Origin of the sequence: Kitasatospora sp. NPDC096077 (genome assembly GCF_040303245.1) — a bacterium.
In the GTDB taxonomy this organism is placed as follows: Bacteria; Actinomycetota; Actinomycetes; order Streptomycetales; family Streptomycetaceae; genus Kitasatospora.
On record NZ_JBEOSV010000069.1, the window covers coordinates 1 to 15,334 of the forward strand.

Genomic DNA, 15,334 nt, shown 5'->3' on the forward strand with positions numbered 1-15,334 from the left:
AGGCACGGATCCCCCGGTGATCATGAAGCGTAGAGAACTCCATGATCGGGTGAGCCGTGCCTGCCTTGCTGCAACCACCTACTGGCGGACGCCCTAAGCGACGGCCAAGCCATCGATGACCTCGCCGACACGGAGTTCTACGGCGTCGACGCCGGGACCGGCTGTTTCGTCGATGCCACCGCCGACGCCCCGCTCGGCAACCTGCTCGCTGAGGACTACGAGCTTTTGGAGGTGGCCCTGTTCAGTGAGGAGAACTCCCTGGTGCGCGCGCCGGCTGTTATCACTGGCCCCGAGATCAGCCACAGCCTCGTAGCTTTCTTCGGATTGGGGCGACGGTTACTACCCGACGTAGGTCGGCCGAGGCATCGACGGCACGATCACCGGCTTCGTAACGGAGCTCTTCGTGGTACCGCATCCGAGCCGCAACCCCGTCGACGAGTAGCACCGACAGTCCCAACGCCAGATCGTGGTCTCAGTTTTGGTCTCATTCACCCCCGTCCAGCCGGGTTCAGCCGCCGCCCAGTGGTCCGCTCCGGCGCAGGTCAGAACGGGTGTGAACCCTGGTGGACACCGTTCGGAAGAATTGGAAAGCGTGTTGGGGGCAACCCCTCACGAGTTCGAATCTCGTATCCTCCGCCTTCGCCCGCCAGGGCAGACGAAGGGCCCCGACCGGTTCGCCGGTCGGGGCCCTTCGTCGTTCCATCCCTCGCCCGCTCGACGGATGTACGTTATTCTGTACGTCATGAAGACGATGAGCGCCACCGAGCTCCGCGGCAATCTCGCCGCCGCACTCGATGCCGTCGAGAGCGACGCCGAAGAGCTCGTCATCACACGCGCCGGCCACGAGCCGCTGGTCGTCGTCTCGCTGGCCGAGTACGCCTCGCTCCGCGAGACCGACTACCTGCTGCGCTCCCCGGCCAACGCCGACCACCTTCGCCGCTCCCTGCAGGAGTACCGGGAGGGCCGTGCGGTGGCCCGCGAACTGATCGACCCCGACGACCTCACCGAGCAGGGCGCGTGAAGGTCCAGTTCACCGAGCGAGGCTGGGGCGACTACCTGCACTGGCAGGCCGACGATCGCCGCCTCCTCAAGCGCATCAATCTGCTGATCGACGACATCCGCCGGAACGGCAACGAGGGGATCGGCAAACCCGAACCCTTGAGGCACGAGCTCGCCGGGGCCTGGTCCCGCCGGATCGACCAGGAACACCGCCTGGTCTACGTCCTCGACGAACAGGCCGACACCCTGTGCGTCATCGCATGCCGTTACCACTACGGCAAGTAGAGCCCGGGAGCACCGGGGCAGACGAAGGGCCCCGACCGGTTCGCCGGTCGGGGCCCTTCGTCGTGTCCGGGGCCGGGTGACTCAGGAGTCCGCGAAGGGGCCGGTGGTGACGAAGCGGTGGAGTTGGCGGGCGAAGGCCCGGGCTTCGCCGGGCGGCCAGGCGGCGAGGGACTCCTCGATGTGGGCGGCGAGCCGCTGCCTGGTGGTGTCGACGGCCCGGTGTCCGGCGTCGGTCAGGGCGAGCAGGGTGGCGCGGCGGTCCGCGGGGTCGGGGTCGCGGCGCAGCAGGCCGGCCTCCTCCAGGCGGGTGGCCCGGCGGGTGACGCCGGAGCGGTCCAGGCCGATCTCGCCGGCGAGGTCGGCGGCGCTGAGCGGTCCGGTGCGGGCGAGGCCGCTGAGGAGGGGATAGGTGGCCTCGTCCACGGCCGGGCCGAGGCCCTCGGTCAGGCGCCGGTGCAGCTGGGCGCGGGTGCCGCGCTTGAGCAGCGTCCCCAGGGCGTCGGCGATCTCGTGTCCCACTTCCGCGTCGTTCGACATGGCTCCAGTTTAGCGTGCGCAGCGCACGCATTTCGTAGTACGGTGCAGATGCGTGCTCAACGCACGCTTTTTCACCGATCACACCACCCGACCGCACTGCCAAGGGGACACCCATGACCATCGAGACCGCCCGCCCCGACATCGCCGCCGCGCTCACCGACCTGCTCTTCACCCCCGGCCTGGAGCTGGCCGAGGCGATCGACCGGCACTTCACCCCCGACTACCGCCAGCGCACCGACGGCCGCTGGGACGACCACGCGGAGTTCACCGCCCACATCGCCCACCTGCGCACGGTCGTCGCGGGCGGCGAGATCCGCATCCTGGACGAATTCGCGCAGGGCGACCGCTACGCGGACCGCCACATCGTCGACATCCGCAAGACCGACGGCTCCACCGTGCGGATGGAGGTCTACCTGTTCGCCGAGCTCGCCGCCGACGGGCGCTTCCGCCGCATCGAGGAGACCACCCTGATGCTCCAGGGCGCCGACGCCGACCGGAACCTCGGCAGCGCTCGCGCCTGACCCGGGCGCGGGCACCGAACAACGCCGCCCGCCGATCCTTCCGCCCCGCCGCCGCCCCGCCACCGACTGCCGGATGATGGGGGGAGCAGACGTGAGGGGCGGCGAAGTGGCTGACAGCGAATCCATCGGATTGGACCCGGAGCTCCGGCCGGACGGCGGGGGCTCCGGGGAGCCGCCGGAGCCGGGGGCGGCGACGGGGGCGAGGCGGCGGTTGCCGGTGCGGCGGCTGGCCGTGCTCGTCCTCGTCCTGGTGCTGCTGTGCCTCCCGCCCTGGTGGACGCTGTTCGCCGCCGGTGCCGACTGGCCGTCCCCGGTGCTCCCGCTCGGCACGCTGGTCCTGGTCGGCTGGATGGTGTCGTTCCCGTTCCTGATGGTCGCCGGTCACGGGCGGCGGCGGAACGACCGGGCCGCACGGATCGCGGACACCAGCCTCGGCGTGATCTGGGTGCTGTTCACCTGGTCCGTGCTGGGAGGCCTGGTGGACCTGGTGCTCGGCGGGCTCGACGTCGGCGGCGCCGGCCGGGCCAGGGGCGTGGCCGTGGCGGTGGCCGTGGTCGCGGCCGCCCTGCTGGGCTGGGGGCACCACGAGGCGATGCGGGTGCCTCGGATTCGACGGCTGGACGTCCATCTCCCGCGGCTCGGCGCCGGCCTGGACGGCACCCGGGTCGTGGTGCTGGCCGACACCCACTACGGGCCGATCGACCGGGCGGACTGGTCGGCACGGGTCACCGAGGCGGTCAACGCGCTCGACCCCGACGTCGTCGTCCACGCCGGTGACATCGCCGACGGCACCCCCGCCCAGCGCCGGGAGCAGTCCGCGCCGCTCGGCACGATCCGCGCCCGGCTGGCCAGGGTCTACGTCACCGGGAACCACGAGTACGGCAGCGAGGCCCAGGGCTGGCTGGACCGGATGGCGGACCTGGGCTGGGAGCCGCTGCACAACCGCCACGTCGTGGTGGAGCGCGGCGGGGACGAGCTGGTCCTGGCCGGCGTGGACGACGTGACCGCGGCGCACTCCGGCCTGGCCGGACACCGCGCGGACCTGGCGGACGCGCTGGCCGGGGCGGACCCGGCGCTGCCCGTCCTGCTCGTCGCCCACCAGCCCAAGTACGTGCCCGAGGCCGCGGCCGCCGGGATCGACCTACAGGTCTCCGGGCACACCCACGGCGGCCAGATCTGGCCGTTCAACTTCCTCGTCCGGATCGACCAGCCGGTGGTGCACGGCCTGAGCCGGCACGGCGAGCGGACCCAGCTCTACACCAGCCGGGGCACCGGCTTCTGGGGGCCGCCCTTCCGGGTCTTCGCGCCGAGCGAGATCACCCTGCTCACGCTGCGCTCGGGCGCCGCGTAGCGGAACGGGCAACGGAGGACGGGCGACGGGCGACGGGCGACGGAGGACGGAGGACCGGAGGACGGCCGAGGGCCCGGTCAGCCTGCGGCGTCGTCCGGGTGGAGGAGGAGCTGGACCCCGTCGAGCATCCGGGCGAGGCCGAACTCCAGGGGGTCGACCGGGTCGGGGGCGAAGGCGCCGGCCGCGATGGCCCGGGTGAGGGTGGGGAAGCGGTCGGCGTGGCGCTCCAGCAGCTCGTCGGTGAGACGGCTCCACTCCCGGCTGTGCTGCTCGTCGAAGTCGAGGTCCTGCTGGACGAGGGTCCGCACCAGGCCGGCCACCAGCACGAAGACCCGGTGCTGTTCGGCGGCGCTCAGGCCGGTGGGCTCCAGGGCGGCGAGGGCCGAGTCGAGCCAGCCGAGCTGGTTCGGACCCATCAGCTGGCGGCGCATGGCGGTGGCCGCCAGCAGCCAGGGGTGGGCGCGGTGGACCGCGGCGGAGCGGCGGGCCCATTCGGTGATGCGCTGCCGCCAGCCGTCGCCGGCGGCTGACAGGTCGGGGGCGTCGGCGAGGACGGACTCGACCATCAGCTCGACCAGTTCGGCCTTGCCCGGGACGTAGCGGTAGAGCGCCATGGCCGAGACGTCGAACTCGGCGGCGACCTTGCTCATCGAGACCGCGTCCAGCCCGTCGGCGTCGGCGATCACCACCGCGGCGGCGGCGATCCGCTGGGTGGTCAGGCTCGGCTTGGGCCCCCGGGTGGGCTGGTCCTGCTCGCCCCACAGCAGTGCGACGCCCGCGCGCAGGTCACGCGGCTTCTCCTTGGCCATCCCGGTCTCCTCGACTTCCGTATCGTCGGCGCCGCCCGTTGACAGCACCCAGAACTGTATATACCTTAAACGTATCTGCTGACGCGATAAACAGTTCTGGGGGATCCACCATGCTCGCCGCCATCGCCACCGTCTCCGCCGCCGCCCTCGCCGCTCCCGTCGCCGGACTGCTCGGCTACCGGCAGCTCAAGCGCGCCACCTTCGCCAAGCGGCTGCGGATCACCGCCCCGAACGGCATCGACGAGTCCGGCTTCGTCCGGATCGGCGGCATCGACCAGTGGGTCTCCATCCGCGGCGAGGACCGCAGCAACCCGGTGATCCTGGAGATCCTCGGCGGCCCCGGCGCCTCCAACCTGGTCTTCCTGCCGCGCACCCACGTCTGGGAGAAGCACTTCACGATCGTCCGCTGGGACATGCGCGGCGCCGGCTTCACCTTCGCCGCCGGCGGCCCCGAGGGGCAGGGCGAGCTGAGCTACCCGCAGCTGTACCGCGACGCCCTGGAGGTCACCGAGCACCTGCGGGCCCGGCTCGGCGTCGACCGGCTGCTGCTGGTCGCCAACTCCTTCGGCACCGTGCTCGGCCTGAAGCTCGCCCGCAACCACCCCGAGCTGTACTCCGGTTACGTCGGCACCGACCAGAACATCATCGACGGCGGCCGGGAGCGCACCGCCTACGACGCCCTCGTCGGCCGGCTGCGCGCGGCGGGGCGCAAGAAGGAGAAGGAGCTCGCCGCCGCCCTGGCGATGGGCGCCGACCGCTCCCGCTGGACCACCAAGGACGTCGCCGAGTACAACAAGCTGGTCCTCACCAGCGACCCGCTCTCCTACGACACCATGAAGACCGTCGTCATGCGCTCCCTCTGGTTCTCGCCCCTGCACACCCTGCGCGGCCTGCGCTCCTACCTGAAGGCCATGGAGTTCTCCGAGCGGCTCCAGCTGGAGGCCGTGGCCTTCGACGAGCGCGCGGAGGGGACGGAGTTCCGGATCCCGTTCTTCGTCTTCCAGGGCGACAGCGACGTCCTCACCCCGCCCGCGCCGGCCCGGCGGTTCTTCGAGGACGTGACCGCCCCGGTCAAGGAGTTCGCGCTGATCCGGAACGCCAGCCACTTCGCCGGCTTCCGCCACCCCGACCAGTTCCTCGACCTGATGCTCACCAAGGTCCGCCCGGCGATCACCGGGCAGTCGGTCACCCGTTGACCACCGCGGTCACCCGTATCTCGTGGACGGCGTTGCGGTCCCCGGTGAGCGGCTGGACCCGCCCCGCGGCGTCCATGGCCCGGCAGCGGATGCGGTGCGGGCCCGGCGCGAGGTGGTGGCGGATCCGGAAGCGCTGCCAACTCGGGTGCGGGCCGCGGCGCTCCAGCTCGGCCGGCAGCCAGTCGCCGTCGTCCACGGCGACCTCGACGGCCGTCACCTCACCGGAACTCCAGGCGTAGCCCGCCAGTTCACGGACTCCGGCCGGGACGGTGCCCCCGTCCTTCGGGGCGAGCAACTTGCTGCACACGTCCTTCTCGCGGACCGGCCGGACCACGCTCTCCCCCGGCAGGACCCGGGTGTACAGCCGGGTGGTGAAGACGTGCTCGGGGCGCTCGGCGGCCAGCACGATCCTGGTCAGCCACTTGACCGAGTTGGTGCCGAACATCCGCGGGGCCACCGCCCGCACCGGGTACCCGTGGTCGGGGCGCAGCGGTTCGCCGTTCATGCCGTGCGCGAGCACGACCTCGGCGCGCGCCTCGGCCAGCGGCAGGTCCTTGAGGAAGCTCAGGCCGCTCTCCCCCGCGAAGTCGCCGCGGTCGGCGCCCTCCAGCCAGACGTGCCGGGCCTCCGGGCGCGGCCCGGCCAGCTCCAGCACCTCGGCGAGCGGGACCCCGGCCCACTCCACGTTGGTGACGGCCCGGGTCGGCACCGTGGGGTGCAGCGGATTGCCGAAGCACTCGTGGACGGCGGTGAACCTGGTCTGCGGCAGGCCTTCGAGGGCCCGGAAGTCCAGCCGCACCGGCCGTTCCACCAGGCCCTCGACGCTGAGCGACCAGGTGTCGGTGTCGAGCCGCGGGTGCGGGCCGAGGTGGTTGCGGACGAAGACGTCCTCGACCGGTGTGAGGTAGACGTCGGGCGTCTCCGGATCCGTCCTGATCATGCGCCATGCCCCCGTGTTCGTCCTGCTGTTGCCGCGATCGGCGGCACGGTCGACGGTACAAGGAGGGACTGACAACGCCCGCTCAGGGTTCGGTTCGGGCCCGGGAGCCCCCCCCCCCCGCCCGGGCCGGCAGGGCGACCGGGGGTGTCCGATTCCTTCAAGACCGCCGGCCCGTGCCCCGCCTAGCGTGGCGACCATGAACAGCACACCCTCACCCCAGTTCGCCTTCATCGGCCTCGCCGTCTCCGACATGGCCGCCTCGGTCGCCTTCTACCGGCGGCTCGGGCTCGCGTTCCCCGAGGGCTCCGAACGGGAGCCGCACGTCGAGGCCGAGCTGCCCGGCGGGCTGCTGCTGGTCCTCGACACCGAGGCGACCATCCGCTCCTTCCACCCCGACCGGCAGCCGCCGACCGGCGGTGCGCGGGCCGCGCTGGCGTTCCGCTGCCAGAGCCCGGCGCACGTGGACGCGGTGTACCAGGAGCTGACCGCCGCCGGGTACCACGGGGAGCTGAAGCCCTGGGACGCCTTCTGGGGCCAGCGCTACGCCTCGCTGCACGACCCGGACGGCAACGGGGTCGACCTGCTCGCGCCGCTGTAGCGGGGCCCGGCCGGTCGCCTCGCACCGCTGTAGCGGGGCCCTCGGGCAAGCTCGCACCACGGCGGCCGCGGCCCCGCCTCAGAGCAGCTCGGTGACCGTGGCGCCCGCCAACTCCCTGACGTCGCGCGCCAGATGCGCCTGATCCGCGTAGCCCGTCCGGGCCGCCGTCTCGGCGAGCGGGACGCCCGAGCGGGCCAGCCCCAGGGCGCGCTGCAGCCGCAGGATCCGGGCCAGTGTCTTGGGACCGTAGCCGAAGGCGGTCAGCGAGCGGCGGTGCAGCTGCCGGGCGCCGAGCCCGACCGCCTCGGCCGTCGCCGCGACGCTGCGCCCGGCCGCGAGCGCGCCGGCCACCGCGCGCACCAGCGGGTCCTCGGGCTGCGCCACGGCGGCCAGCCGCAGTGCCAGGTGCTCCAGCGCGGCGGCGGGGTCGGGCGCCGCGTCGATCAGCCCGGTCAGTCGCCGCACCTCGCCGGCGGGCCATAGATCGGCCAACTCGACCCGCTGGTCGCGCAGTTCGTACGCGGGGACACCGAGCAGCGCCGGTCCTGCCCCGGGTCGGAAGCGAATCCCGGCCCAGGGCCCGCCCAGCCCCGGTCCGGGCCGGAACGCCCGGGTGTCGGGCCCGGCGACGAGCAGTCGGCCGGGCGTCCACAACAGGTCCATGCACCCGTCCGGCAGCACCAGCCCGGCCGCCCCGCCGGCCTCCGCGGCAGCGGTCTCCGCCACGGCGCCCCTCGTCCACAGCACCGCCCCGGGCACCCGTGACGCGCGCTCCGCGTAGTCGGTGGCCATGCTCGAAGGCTACGCGGACGGACGGCCGCCGCGCTCCGCGAGCCGCCGCGCTCCGCGAGCCGCCGCGCTCCGGGAGCCGGCGGGCACCGATCGGGAGCACCGCCCCGGACGGCCCGCGGCCCCGGCTGCGCGGGGCAGCCGGGGCCGGTGGGGGGTGCGGCCGGCGGGAAAGAGCCGGCCGCTTCGGTGTGGTTCAGGCCACCGCCTCGACGGCGGGTTCGGCGGCGGGTTCGACGGCTTCGGCGCCCTCGGCCGGCGCCCCGGTCGCGGCCCCCGGCCCGCCCCGCATCAGCACCAGGGTGAGCACCGCCGCGGCCAGGACCGCGATCCCGCCGACCGTGAAGGTGGTGGAGGTGGCGGTGTTGAAGGCCTCCCGGGCGGCCCGGGCCAGGGTGCCGTCGCCGTTGCCCGCGGCGAGGGCGAGGGCGTCGGTGATGGCGTGCCGGGCGGGGGCCGGGGCGTCGGTGGGCATCTCGCCGGTGTAGGTGCTGGAGAGCACGGTGCCGAGGACGGCGACGCCGAGCGCGGCGCCGGACTGCTGGATGGTGTCGTTGAGCGCGGAGCCGACGCCGGCGTGCTCACCGGGGATGGCGCCCATCAGCGCGTTGGCGGCGGCGGGCATGCCGAGGCCGGAGCCGATGCCGAGGACCAGCATGGCCAGGGCGACCTTGGTGAAGCCGTCGCCGACCGAGAGGGTGGCCAGCAGGCCGAAGCCGCCCGCGATGATCACCATCCCGATCGAGGTCAGCACCCGGGCCGGGACCTTCTTGCCGACGGCGGCGCCGATCACGTTGAAGACGAGCGAGGCGACGGCCAGCGGGATGAAGGCCAGGCCGGTGTCGGTGGGCGTGAACTCCAGGACGAACTGCAGGTACTGGGTGAGCACCAGCATCAGGCCGCCGGTGGCGAAGGTGAGCAGGACGAGGGAGAAGCTGGCACCGGTGAAGACCCGGTTGCGGAACAGCTTGAGCGGGACCATCGGCGAGTCGGTGCGGACCTGCCGGATGCCGAACCCGGTGAGCGCGGCGACCGCGACGGCCAGCGAGCCGAGGGTGTTGACGTGGGCGAAGCCGTCCCGGGGAAGCACGATGATCGACCAGACCAGCGCCGTCATGCCGACCATCGAGAGCAGCATGCCGGGCAGGTCGGGCTTGCGCCACGGGCCCTTGGACTCCGGCATCAGCACGACCGCCGCGACGACGGCCACGACCGCGACCGGCACGTTGAGCAGGAAGACCGCGCCCCACCAGAAGTGGGCGATCAGCGCGCCGCCCAGCACCGGGCCGCCGACCAGGCCGACCATGGCCACCGCGCTCCAGGCGGCGATCGCCTTGGGCCGCTCCTCGTCGTCGAAGACGGTGATCAGGATGGAGAGGGTGCTCGGCATGACCAGGGCGCCGCCGACGCCCATCAGCACCCGGCCGGCGATCAGTTCACCGGGGCTGGCGGCGACCGCCGCGACCAGCGAGGCGGCGCCGAACAGCACCAGCCCGATGATCATCACCTTTCGCCGTCCGAACCGGTCGGAGAGGCTTCCCGAGGTCAGCAGCAGGCCGGCGAAGACCAGGATGTACGAGTCGATGATCCACTGGATGTCCTGCGCCCCGGCCTTGAGGTCCTCCGCGATCGGCGGGATGGACACCGTGAGCACCATGTTGTCGATCACCAGCACCAGGCTGCTGAGGCAGAGCACGACCAGGATGAGCCAGCGACGCGGGTGACGATCCGCCTGACGGTCCACCACGTTCCCCCTTCGGTCCGGCGCGTGGGCCGCGGCCCCGCACACATCCCCGCGCCGGCGGCTGCCGTGCGGAAGTCCTCGCGGCGCACACCGTCCGCCGTCCCCGACCGAACGGTGTGCGCTACGCCGAACACTGTACGGAGCCCGAACACCGTTCGCAAGGCCGCACAGTGTTCGGCCGACCGTACGGTGTTCGGCTCCGGGGCCTATGCTGAATGGACCGCACCCGACCAGGGGGCACGTGGATTGGAGGGCCTGATGACGGCCAAGTCGGAGGACGACACCCCGCCGGAGCACCGGACCGGCGCACAGCCGGAGCACCGGACCGACCCGCCCCCGGGGATCCCGTCGCCGTGGAACCGTCCGCAGAAGCGGCGGACGCAACCCGCCCTCAGCCGCGACCAGATCGTCGCCGAGGCCTCCGCCCTGCTGGACGCCGAGGGCATCGAGTCGCTGAGCATGCGCAAGCTCGGCGCCCGCCTGAACGCCGGCGCCACCTCCCTGTACACCCACGTCGCCAACAAGGACGAGCTGCTCGCCCTGGTCGTCGACCACGTCTTCGGCCAACTCCCGCTGCCCGCAGCCGAGGGCTGCGAGGACCCGGCGGTCTGGCGGGAGCGGGTCCTGGAGTGCGCCGAGGGCATGCGCTCGGTCATCCTGCGCCACCCGTGGATGATCACGGTGTTCGGCGACGTCGGGGTGGTCTACCTCGGCCCCAACTGGATGCGGCTCTCCGAGCACATGCTCACGGTGATGGAGACGGCGGGCTTCGGCCTCGTCGACGCCAACGAGGCGATGAGCGCGATCATGGGCTACACCATCGGCACCGCCTGTGTGGAGGCCGCCTGGCTGAGCGCGCTGCACAAGAGCGGCCAGGACGAGCGGGTGTGGCTGAACCAGCTGATGCCCGCCGTCATCGAGGCCACCAGGGACTATCCACGGCTGAACCGGCTGTACACCACCGAGGTGCAGCGGGAGGTCAACGAGGGCAGCCGGGACAGCAGCTTCGCCCGGGGCGTCAAAGTGATCACGGACGGGATCGAGGCGCACCGGGCGGCGCGGCAGCGGGGCTGAGCCGGAGCCCCCGACTCGGGCCCGCCCCGGCTCCGGCTCCGGCTCCGGCTCCGGCCCCGGCCCCGGCCCCGGCCGGCGCTCAACTCCCGCTCAGCGCCTGGATCTCGGCGTAGCCCGGAACCGGCCCGACCGGCCCGCCCGAGGCCACGGCGGCGGCCGTCGCCACCGCCGCCGCCAGCGCCGAGCGGTACAGCAGCGAGCCCAGGCTGACCCGGGCCACCCCGAGCCCGGCCAGCTCGGCGAGGCCCGGGCCGGTCGGCGTCCAGAGGATGTTGAGCGGGACGGACAGCCCGCCGACCAGTCGGCCGATCGCCGCCGGCTCCGTCAGTCCGGGCACGAACACGCCGTCCGCGCCCGCCTCCTGGTAGACCGCCAGTCGCCGTGCGGTCTCCGCCCCCGGGTCCTGGTGTCCGCACCAGTAGGTGTCGGTGCGGGCATTGATGAACAGCTCCGGCACAGCGGCCTTCACCGCCGCGACCTTCGCCGCGTGCACGTCGGACGGCGTCAGAGAGCCGTCCGGCCGGCCGTCCTCCAGGTTGATGCCGACCGCCCCGGCCTGCGCCAACTCCACGGCCAGCGCGGCCACTTCGGCCGGGCCGTCGCTGAACCCGGACTCCGCGTCGACGCTCAGCAGGAAGTCGTCCCGGCCCAGCCGACGGGCCAGCCGTACGGTCTCCGCCCGGGTGGCGGCGGCGCCGTCGGGCAGTCCGGCGGCGGCCGCCACGCCCAGGCTGGTGGTGCCGATCGCGGCGTGGCCGGCCGCGGCGAGGGCGGCGGCCGAGGCGTGGTCCCAGGCGTTCGGGAGCAGCAGGGGGTGACCGGGGCGGTGGTGCAGGGCGGCGAAGGGGGTCATCGGACGGCCTCCGCGGTCAGGCCCTCGGTGACGGGACCGACCGAGTCCGCGTAGTAGGCGGCGGTCCTGGCGAGGTGGCAGACGATCTGCCGGAAGCTCCACCCCACCCCCGGCGAGTCGTCCAACTGCCGCTCCGGCAGGGCGGCGACCCGCAGCGCCCAGATCCGCCCGATCCGGTCGAGCCGGCTGCGGGCCTCGTCCAGGTCGGCGGCCGTGAACGGCACCAGGTCGGCCGGGGTGGTGACGTTGGACGCGTGCCAGTGGTCGGGGGCGGCGGTCTCCCCGGCGAGCCGGGCCTCCACCTCGGCCAGGTGGTCGAGGAGGTGGTCGGCGACCCGGCGGATCACCTTGTGCGGGGTGTACGTCCGGCCGTCGGCGTTGATCACCGGGCGCCCGTCCCAGGCCGTCCAGGTGTCCGCCAGGGCGAGCACGTGGTCCATCATCCCCGGGATCAGGGCGGCGAGTTCGGCCTGGTCGAGGTGGTCCTCGGCGGGCGGCACGGAGGTGTCCGAGGGGTCGGAGGAGCCGTAAAGGACGCCCTCGGCGATCACCAGGGCGTGGGTACGGCCCGGGCAGAGCCGGGACGGGGCGCCGAAGGCCAGCGGATCCCCGCCCGGCTCCCCCGCCCGGGCGGCGGCCAGGTCGAGCAGCACGTGCGTCCCCGCGGGCACCGCGACCCCGCCGACCACCGTCGCCCGGGCCGCGAACCGGCGCATCGCCCGGACCGGCGGATCGTCCCGCAGGACCGCGGCCGGGCTGTCGCCACCGCTCCGGGCCCGCTCGACCAGGGTGGCCGTGGCTTCGCAGGCCTGCACCAGCAGGCCGATCCGGTTCGCCGCCACCTCCGCGACCCCGCCGTCCGAAGCGTCCTCGCCGCCCTCAGCGCCCCCGCCGCCCTCGTCGTCCTCGTCGTCCTCGCCGCCCTCAGCGCCCCCGGCACCCATCGCGGGCAGCAACCGGGCGACCGCCGCGTCCGCCTCCGGGTCGTCCGGCGTCGGTTCGAAGTAGGCCCGGGCCACCACCTTCACGTCCCGTGCGACGGCCTCCGGATCGGCCAGCCCGAGCGCCCTCGCGAGCACCCGCACCACCCGCAGCCGGACGTCCGGTTCGTACCCGCCCGCGGCCAGGACCCGCAGCAGCACCGGGTCCAGCCGGTCCAGGTCGGCCTGCACCAGCGCCCGGCGCCGGGCGTGCGGCCCGCCCGCACTGAACCGGGCCACGGTGGCCCGCAGCCAGGCCATGGTGCCGTACGGACCGGGCGTCGCCGGCGGTGGGACGAGGGCCGGGTCGGCCAGGGCCGCGGTCACGTCCTGGTAGCGGGAGAAGGTCAGTTCTCGGGGCGTCGGATCGCTCATGCCGCCATCGTGGCCCCGGGTCGTTTCGGTCCCGACCGAACCGTGCCGGGGCGACCATGGGGGCATGCCCGACCACGAACGCACCCCAGCCGACCACCGGGGCTCGCCGCTCGCCGCGCTCGCCGCGCTGCTCGCCGACCCCACCCGCGCCGCCTTCTGCTCCGCCCTGCTGGACGGCCGCGCCTGGACGGCGGGCGAGCTGGCCCGGGTGGCGGGGGTGGCGCCCTCGACGGCCAGCGAGCACCTGTCCCGGCTGATCGCCGGCGCACTGCTCACCGAGGAGCGGCAGGGCCGGCACCGGTACGTCCGGCTGGCCTCCCCGGCGGTCGCGACGCTGATCGAGGACCTCACGGTGTTCGCCGAGACCACCGGCGGGCCGACCGCGGAAGCGACCGCAGGCGGCTCGGCCGCCGGAACCGGCCGCCCCGCGCCCCGCAGCCTCCGCGAGGCCACCCGGCAGAGCGCCGAGGCCCGCGCCCGCACCTGCTACGACCACCTGGCCGGCCGCCTCGGCGTGGCCGTCGCCGACGCCCTGCTCGACCGCGGCCTGGTCACCGACCGCGCCGGGCTCGCCGTCACCGACCGCGGCCACGCCTGGCTGTCCGCCCAGGCGATCGAACTGCCGCCGCGCTCCGGCCGCCCGGGCGGCCGACCGGTGGTGCGCAGCTGCCTGGACTGGACGGAACGCCGCAGCCACCTCGGCGGCGCGCTGGGCGCCGCGCTCTGCCGGGCCGCGCTGGACCGTGCCTGGGTGGAGCGGATCGGCTCCGGCCGGGCCCTGCGGGTCACCCCGGAGGGCGGCCGGGCGCTGCGCGAGCTGCTCGGCGTCGAGCTGCCCTGACGACGGCCGCACCCACCCCGGCCGCCCACCCGACCGGACGCCCCTCCGACCGAACGCCCTGCCCACCCCGTCGGCCCCGCCCCGGACCGGACGACCCCGCTCACCCCATCGACTTCGCCCCGTCCAGCGCCTCCCGGATGATGTCCGCGTGCCCGGCGTGCTGCGCGGTCTCCGCGATCAGGTGCAGCAGCACCCGCCGGGCCGACCAGCTCGCCCCCGGCTCGAACCAGGGTGCCGGCGGCAGCGGGTGGGCGAGGTCGAGGTCGGGCAGTCTCCGGATCAGCTCGTCCGTCCCGCGCCCCACCTCCTGGTACCCGGCGAGCAGTCCCGCCAGGGTCTCGCCCTCCGCCATCCGGAACTGGTCCGCCCACTCCCCGTCCCCACCGCCGCCGCGCATCGCCTCCGCGCCGCCGGTGATGAACCGCGCCCAGCGCGCCTCGACCGCGGCCACGTGCTTGATCAGGCCGCCGAGGCACAGCTCACTGGCGGTGGTGCGGCGGGCCGCCTGCTCGTCGTCGAGGCCCCGGGCGGTGCGGCGCAGCAGGTCCCGGTGCTTGTCCAGGGTCTCGACGAGTTCCTCGCGCTCACCCATCAGGCGTCCACCGTCGGCGGCTTCTCGCCGACCGTCCGACCGAGGTCGATCAGCCCGAAGGCCGCGCCCTGCTGGTCTCCCACCGCCGCGAACCGCCCGAACGGACTGTCCTGCGGCCCGTGGTACACCCTGCCGCCGCGCGCCGTCAGCCGTTCGATCGCGGCGTCGGTGTCGTCCACGGCGAAGTAGACGCTCACGTACGACGGTGCCTGGGGCGGCAGGAAGTCGGACGCCCCCATCCGGCCCAGCACCGGCCCGCCGCCGACCAGGAACATCCGGTAGTCGAACGGTTCGGACGCCCCGGCGTCGAACTTCTGCACGCCGTACGGGAAGACCGCCGGGAAGAAGGCGTCGGCCTTCTCGGGCTCCCGGGTGACGATCTCGGCCCAGCTGTACGCACCGGGCGTGCCCTGCTTCTCGAAGCCCTCGTGGATCCCGGCCTGCCAGACGCCGAACACCACCCCGCCCGGGTCCCGGGCGATCACCATGGTGCCGAAGTCGCCGACCTGCATCGGGCCCATCACCACCTCGCCGCCGTTGGTGCGGATCCGTTCGGCGGTGGCGGCGGCGTCCGGCGAGGCCAGGTACAGGCACCAGGCGGACTGTCCCTGGCTGCCCGGCATCGGGGGCACGATCGCGGCCACCGCCTTGCCGTCGGAGTACGCCTGGGTGTAGTTGCCGTACTCCGACGAGCTCTCGCCGAAGGTCCAGCCGAGGACGTCCCCGTAGAAGGCCTTGGCGGCCTCCAGGTCGGTGAACATCGCGTCGGCCCAACAGGGTGTGCCCTCAGGTAGCGCAGCCATCTCTTCGCCTTCGTGTCGGCGTTGCGGCGCGGGCCGGGCGGCGCGCG

18 protein-coding genes are annotated in these 15,334 nt (G+C 73.9%); 8 read left to right on the top strand and 10 right to left on the bottom strand.

The window, feature by feature from the left end; genetic code table 11:
- Positions 1-93: 93 nt before the first annotated feature.
- Positions 94-303: a hypothetical protein gene (locus tag ABTZ03_RS36095; protein ID WP_350517408.1), complete on the bottom strand. Its 210-nt coding sequence runs from the start codon at positions 301-303 to the stop codon at positions 94-96.
- 439 nt (positions 304-742) lie between these two features.
- Here ABTZ03_RS36095 and ABTZ03_RS36100 point away from each other — a divergent pair, with 439 nt between their 5' ends.
- Together ABTZ03_RS36100 and ABTZ03_RS36105 are read left to right on the top strand one after the other, a co-directional pair.
- Entirely contained in the window at positions 743-1,021 is a 279-nt protein-coding gene (locus tag ABTZ03_RS36100) for a type II toxin-antitoxin system Phd/YefM family antitoxin (protein WP_350517409.1), read from the top strand.
- Positions 1,018-1,284, top strand: coding sequence for a Txe/YoeB family addiction module toxin (locus ABTZ03_RS36105; RefSeq protein ID WP_350517410.1), 267 nt, complete (start codon positions 1,018-1,020; stop codon positions 1,282-1,284). The genes ABTZ03_RS36100 and ABTZ03_RS36105 overlap by 4 nt, the downstream gene beginning before the upstream one ends.
- 81 nt (positions 1,285-1,365) lie before the next feature.
- Here the strand turns inward: ABTZ03_RS36105 and ABTZ03_RS36110 are convergent, their stop codons facing one another.
- Entirely contained in the window at positions 1,366-1,821 is a 456-nt protein-coding gene (locus ABTZ03_RS36110; RefSeq protein ID WP_350517411.1) for a MarR family winged helix-turn-helix transcriptional regulator, read from the bottom strand.
- A gap of 113 nt (positions 1,822-1,934) precedes the next feature.
- On the opposite strand from ABTZ03_RS36110, the gene ABTZ03_RS36115 reads away from it, so the two are divergent.
- The gene (locus ABTZ03_RS36115) at positions 1,935-2,342 is read left to right on the top strand and encodes a nuclear transport factor 2 family protein (protein ID WP_350517412.1); all 408 of its coding nucleotides are present in this window, start codon (positions 1,935-1,937) and stop codon (positions 2,340-2,342) included.
- A 130-nt stretch (positions 2,343-2,472) separates the two neighbouring features.
- Entirely contained in the window at positions 2,473-3,693 is a 1,221-nt protein-coding gene (locus tag ABTZ03_RS36120) for a metallophosphoesterase (protein ID WP_502894700.1), read from the top strand.
- A 77-nt stretch (positions 3,694-3,770) separates the two neighbouring features.
- On the opposite strand, the gene ABTZ03_RS36125 is transcribed toward ABTZ03_RS36120, so the two are convergent.
- The gene (locus tag ABTZ03_RS36125) at positions 3,771-4,502 is read right to left on the bottom strand and encodes a TetR/AcrR family transcriptional regulator (protein WP_350517414.1); all 732 of its coding nucleotides are present in this window, start codon (positions 4,500-4,502) and stop codon (positions 3,771-3,773) included.
- Positions 4,503-4,612: 110 nt separating this feature from the next.
- Between ABTZ03_RS36125 and ABTZ03_RS36130 the strand changes: the two genes are divergently transcribed.
- Positions 4,613-5,698 carry an alpha/beta fold hydrolase gene (locus ABTZ03_RS36130; RefSeq protein ID WP_350517415.1) on the top strand — a complete coding sequence of 362 codons (1,086 nt, stop codon included), beginning with the start codon at positions 4,613-4,615 and terminating at the stop codon, positions 5,696-5,698.
- Here ABTZ03_RS36130 and ABTZ03_RS36135 read toward each other — a convergent pair.
- Positions 5,688-6,638, bottom strand: a complete 951-nt coding sequence (locus ABTZ03_RS36135) for a molybdopterin-dependent oxidoreductase (RefSeq protein WP_350517416.1) — start codon at positions 6,636-6,638, stop codon at positions 5,688-5,690. The genes ABTZ03_RS36130 and ABTZ03_RS36135 overlap by 11 nt on opposite strands.
- Positions 6,639-6,834: 196 nt before the next feature.
- On the opposite strand from ABTZ03_RS36135, the gene ABTZ03_RS36140 reads away from it, so the two are divergent.
- On the top strand, positions 6,835-7,236 hold the full coding sequence (locus ABTZ03_RS36140) for a VOC family protein (protein ID WP_350517417.1): 402 nt from the start codon (positions 6,835-6,837) through the stop codon (positions 7,234-7,236).
- 78 nt (positions 7,237-7,314) lie between these two features.
- On the opposite strand, the gene ABTZ03_RS36145 is transcribed toward ABTZ03_RS36140, so the two are convergent.
- Positions 7,315-8,028, bottom strand: a complete 714-nt coding sequence (locus ABTZ03_RS36145) for a helix-turn-helix domain-containing protein (RefSeq protein ID WP_350517418.1) — start codon at positions 8,026-8,028, stop codon at positions 7,315-7,317.
- 193 nt (positions 8,029-8,221) lie between these two features.
- On the bottom strand, positions 8,222-9,769 hold the full coding sequence (locus ABTZ03_RS36150; protein ID WP_350517419.1) for an MFS transporter: 1,548 nt from the start codon (positions 9,767-9,769) through the stop codon (positions 8,222-8,224).
- A 258-nt stretch (positions 9,770-10,027) separates the two neighbouring features.
- On the opposite strand from ABTZ03_RS36150, the gene ABTZ03_RS36155 reads away from it, so the two are divergent.
- Positions 10,028-10,843: a TetR/AcrR family transcriptional regulator gene (locus ABTZ03_RS36155; protein ID WP_350517420.1), complete on the top strand. Its 816-nt coding sequence runs from the start codon at positions 10,028-10,030 to the stop codon at positions 10,841-10,843.
- 79 nt (positions 10,844-10,922) lie between these two features.
- Here ABTZ03_RS36155 and ABTZ03_RS36160 read toward each other — a convergent pair whose 3' ends face one another.
- Together ABTZ03_RS36160 and ABTZ03_RS36165 are read right to left on the bottom strand one after the other, a co-directional pair.
- Positions 10,923-11,696: an isocitrate lyase/PEP mutase family protein gene (locus ABTZ03_RS36160; RefSeq protein WP_350517421.1), complete on the bottom strand. Its 774-nt coding sequence runs from the start codon at positions 11,694-11,696 to the stop codon at positions 10,923-10,925.
- A complete protein-coding gene (locus tag ABTZ03_RS36165) occupies positions 11,693-13,051 on the bottom strand; it encodes a cytochrome P450 family protein (protein ID WP_350517422.1) in 1,359 nt (452 codons plus the stop codon). The genes ABTZ03_RS36160 and ABTZ03_RS36165 overlap by 4 nt, the downstream gene beginning before the upstream one ends.
- 64 nt (positions 13,052-13,115) lie before the next feature.
- Between ABTZ03_RS36165 and ABTZ03_RS36170 the strand changes: the two genes are divergently transcribed.
- Positions 13,116-13,892, top strand: coding sequence for an ArsR/SmtB family transcription factor (locus ABTZ03_RS36170; protein ID WP_350517423.1), 777 nt, complete (start codon positions 13,116-13,118; stop codon positions 13,890-13,892).
- Positions 13,893-13,992: 100 nt separating this feature from the next.
- Here ABTZ03_RS36170 and ABTZ03_RS36175 read toward each other — a convergent pair whose 3' ends face one another.
- Entirely contained in the window at positions 13,993-14,484 is a 492-nt protein-coding gene (locus ABTZ03_RS36175) for a DinB family protein (RefSeq protein ID WP_350517424.1), read from the bottom strand.
- Positions 14,484-15,287 carry a VOC family protein gene (locus tag ABTZ03_RS36180; protein ID WP_350517425.1) on the bottom strand — a complete coding sequence of 268 codons (804 nt, stop codon included), beginning with the start codon at positions 15,285-15,287 and terminating at the stop codon, positions 14,484-14,486. The genes ABTZ03_RS36175 and ABTZ03_RS36180 overlap by 1 nt, the downstream gene beginning before the upstream one ends.
- Positions 15,288-15,334: the final 47 nt, after the last annotated feature.

What these genes read in the sequence shown, in the direction of transcription:
- ABTZ03_RS36170 (WP_350517423.1), top strand. Translation starts at nt 13,116, where the DNA reads ATGCCCGACCACGAACGCACCCCAGCCGACCACCGGGGCTCGCCGCTC.
- ABTZ03_RS36100 (WP_350517409.1), top strand. Translation starts at nt 743, where the DNA reads ATGAAGACGATGAGCGCCACCGAGCTCCGCGGCAATCTCGCCGCCGCA.
- ABTZ03_RS36180 (WP_350517425.1), bottom strand. Translation starts at nt 15,287, where the DNA reads ATGGCTGCGCTACCTGAGGGCACACCCTGTTGGGCCGACGCGATGTTC.
- ABTZ03_RS36125 (WP_350517414.1), bottom strand. Translation starts at nt 4,502, where the DNA reads ATGGCCAAGGAGAAGCCGCGTGACCTGCGCGCGGGCGTCGCACTGCTG.
- ABTZ03_RS36145 (WP_350517418.1), bottom strand. Translation starts at nt 8,028, where the DNA reads ATGGCCACCGACTACGCGGAGCGCGCGTCACGGGTGCCCGGGGCGGTG.
- ABTZ03_RS36160 (WP_350517421.1), bottom strand. Translation starts at nt 11,696, where the DNA reads ATGACCCCCTTCGCCGCCCTGCACCACCGCCCCGGTCACCCCCTGCTG.
- ABTZ03_RS36110 (WP_350517411.1), bottom strand. Translation starts at nt 1,821, where the DNA reads ATGTCGAACGACGCGGAAGTGGGACACGAGATCGCCGACGCCCTGGGG.
- ABTZ03_RS36130 (WP_350517415.1), top strand. Translation starts at nt 4,613, where the DNA reads ATGCTCGCCGCCATCGCCACCGTCTCCGCCGCCGCCCTCGCCGCTCCC.
- ABTZ03_RS36175 (WP_350517424.1), bottom strand. Translation starts at nt 14,484, where the DNA reads ATGGGTGAGCGCGAGGAACTCGTCGAGACCCTGGACAAGCACCGGGAC.
- ABTZ03_RS36115 (WP_350517412.1), top strand. Translation starts at nt 1,935, where the DNA reads ATGACCATCGAGACCGCCCGCCCCGACATCGCCGCCGCGCTCACCGAC.
- ABTZ03_RS36165 (WP_350517422.1), bottom strand. Translation starts at nt 13,051, where the DNA reads ATGAGCGATCCGACGCCCCGAGAACTGACCTTCTCCCGCTACCAGGAC.
- ABTZ03_RS36155 (WP_350517420.1), top strand. Translation starts at nt 10,028, where the DNA reads ATGACGGCCAAGTCGGAGGACGACACCCCGCCGGAGCACCGGACCGGC.
- ABTZ03_RS36135 (WP_350517416.1), bottom strand. Translation starts at nt 6,638, where the DNA reads ATGATCAGGACGGATCCGGAGACGCCCGACGTCTACCTCACACCGGTC.
- ABTZ03_RS36140 (WP_350517417.1), top strand. Translation starts at nt 6,835, where the DNA reads ATGAACAGCACACCCTCACCCCAGTTCGCCTTCATCGGCCTCGCCGTC.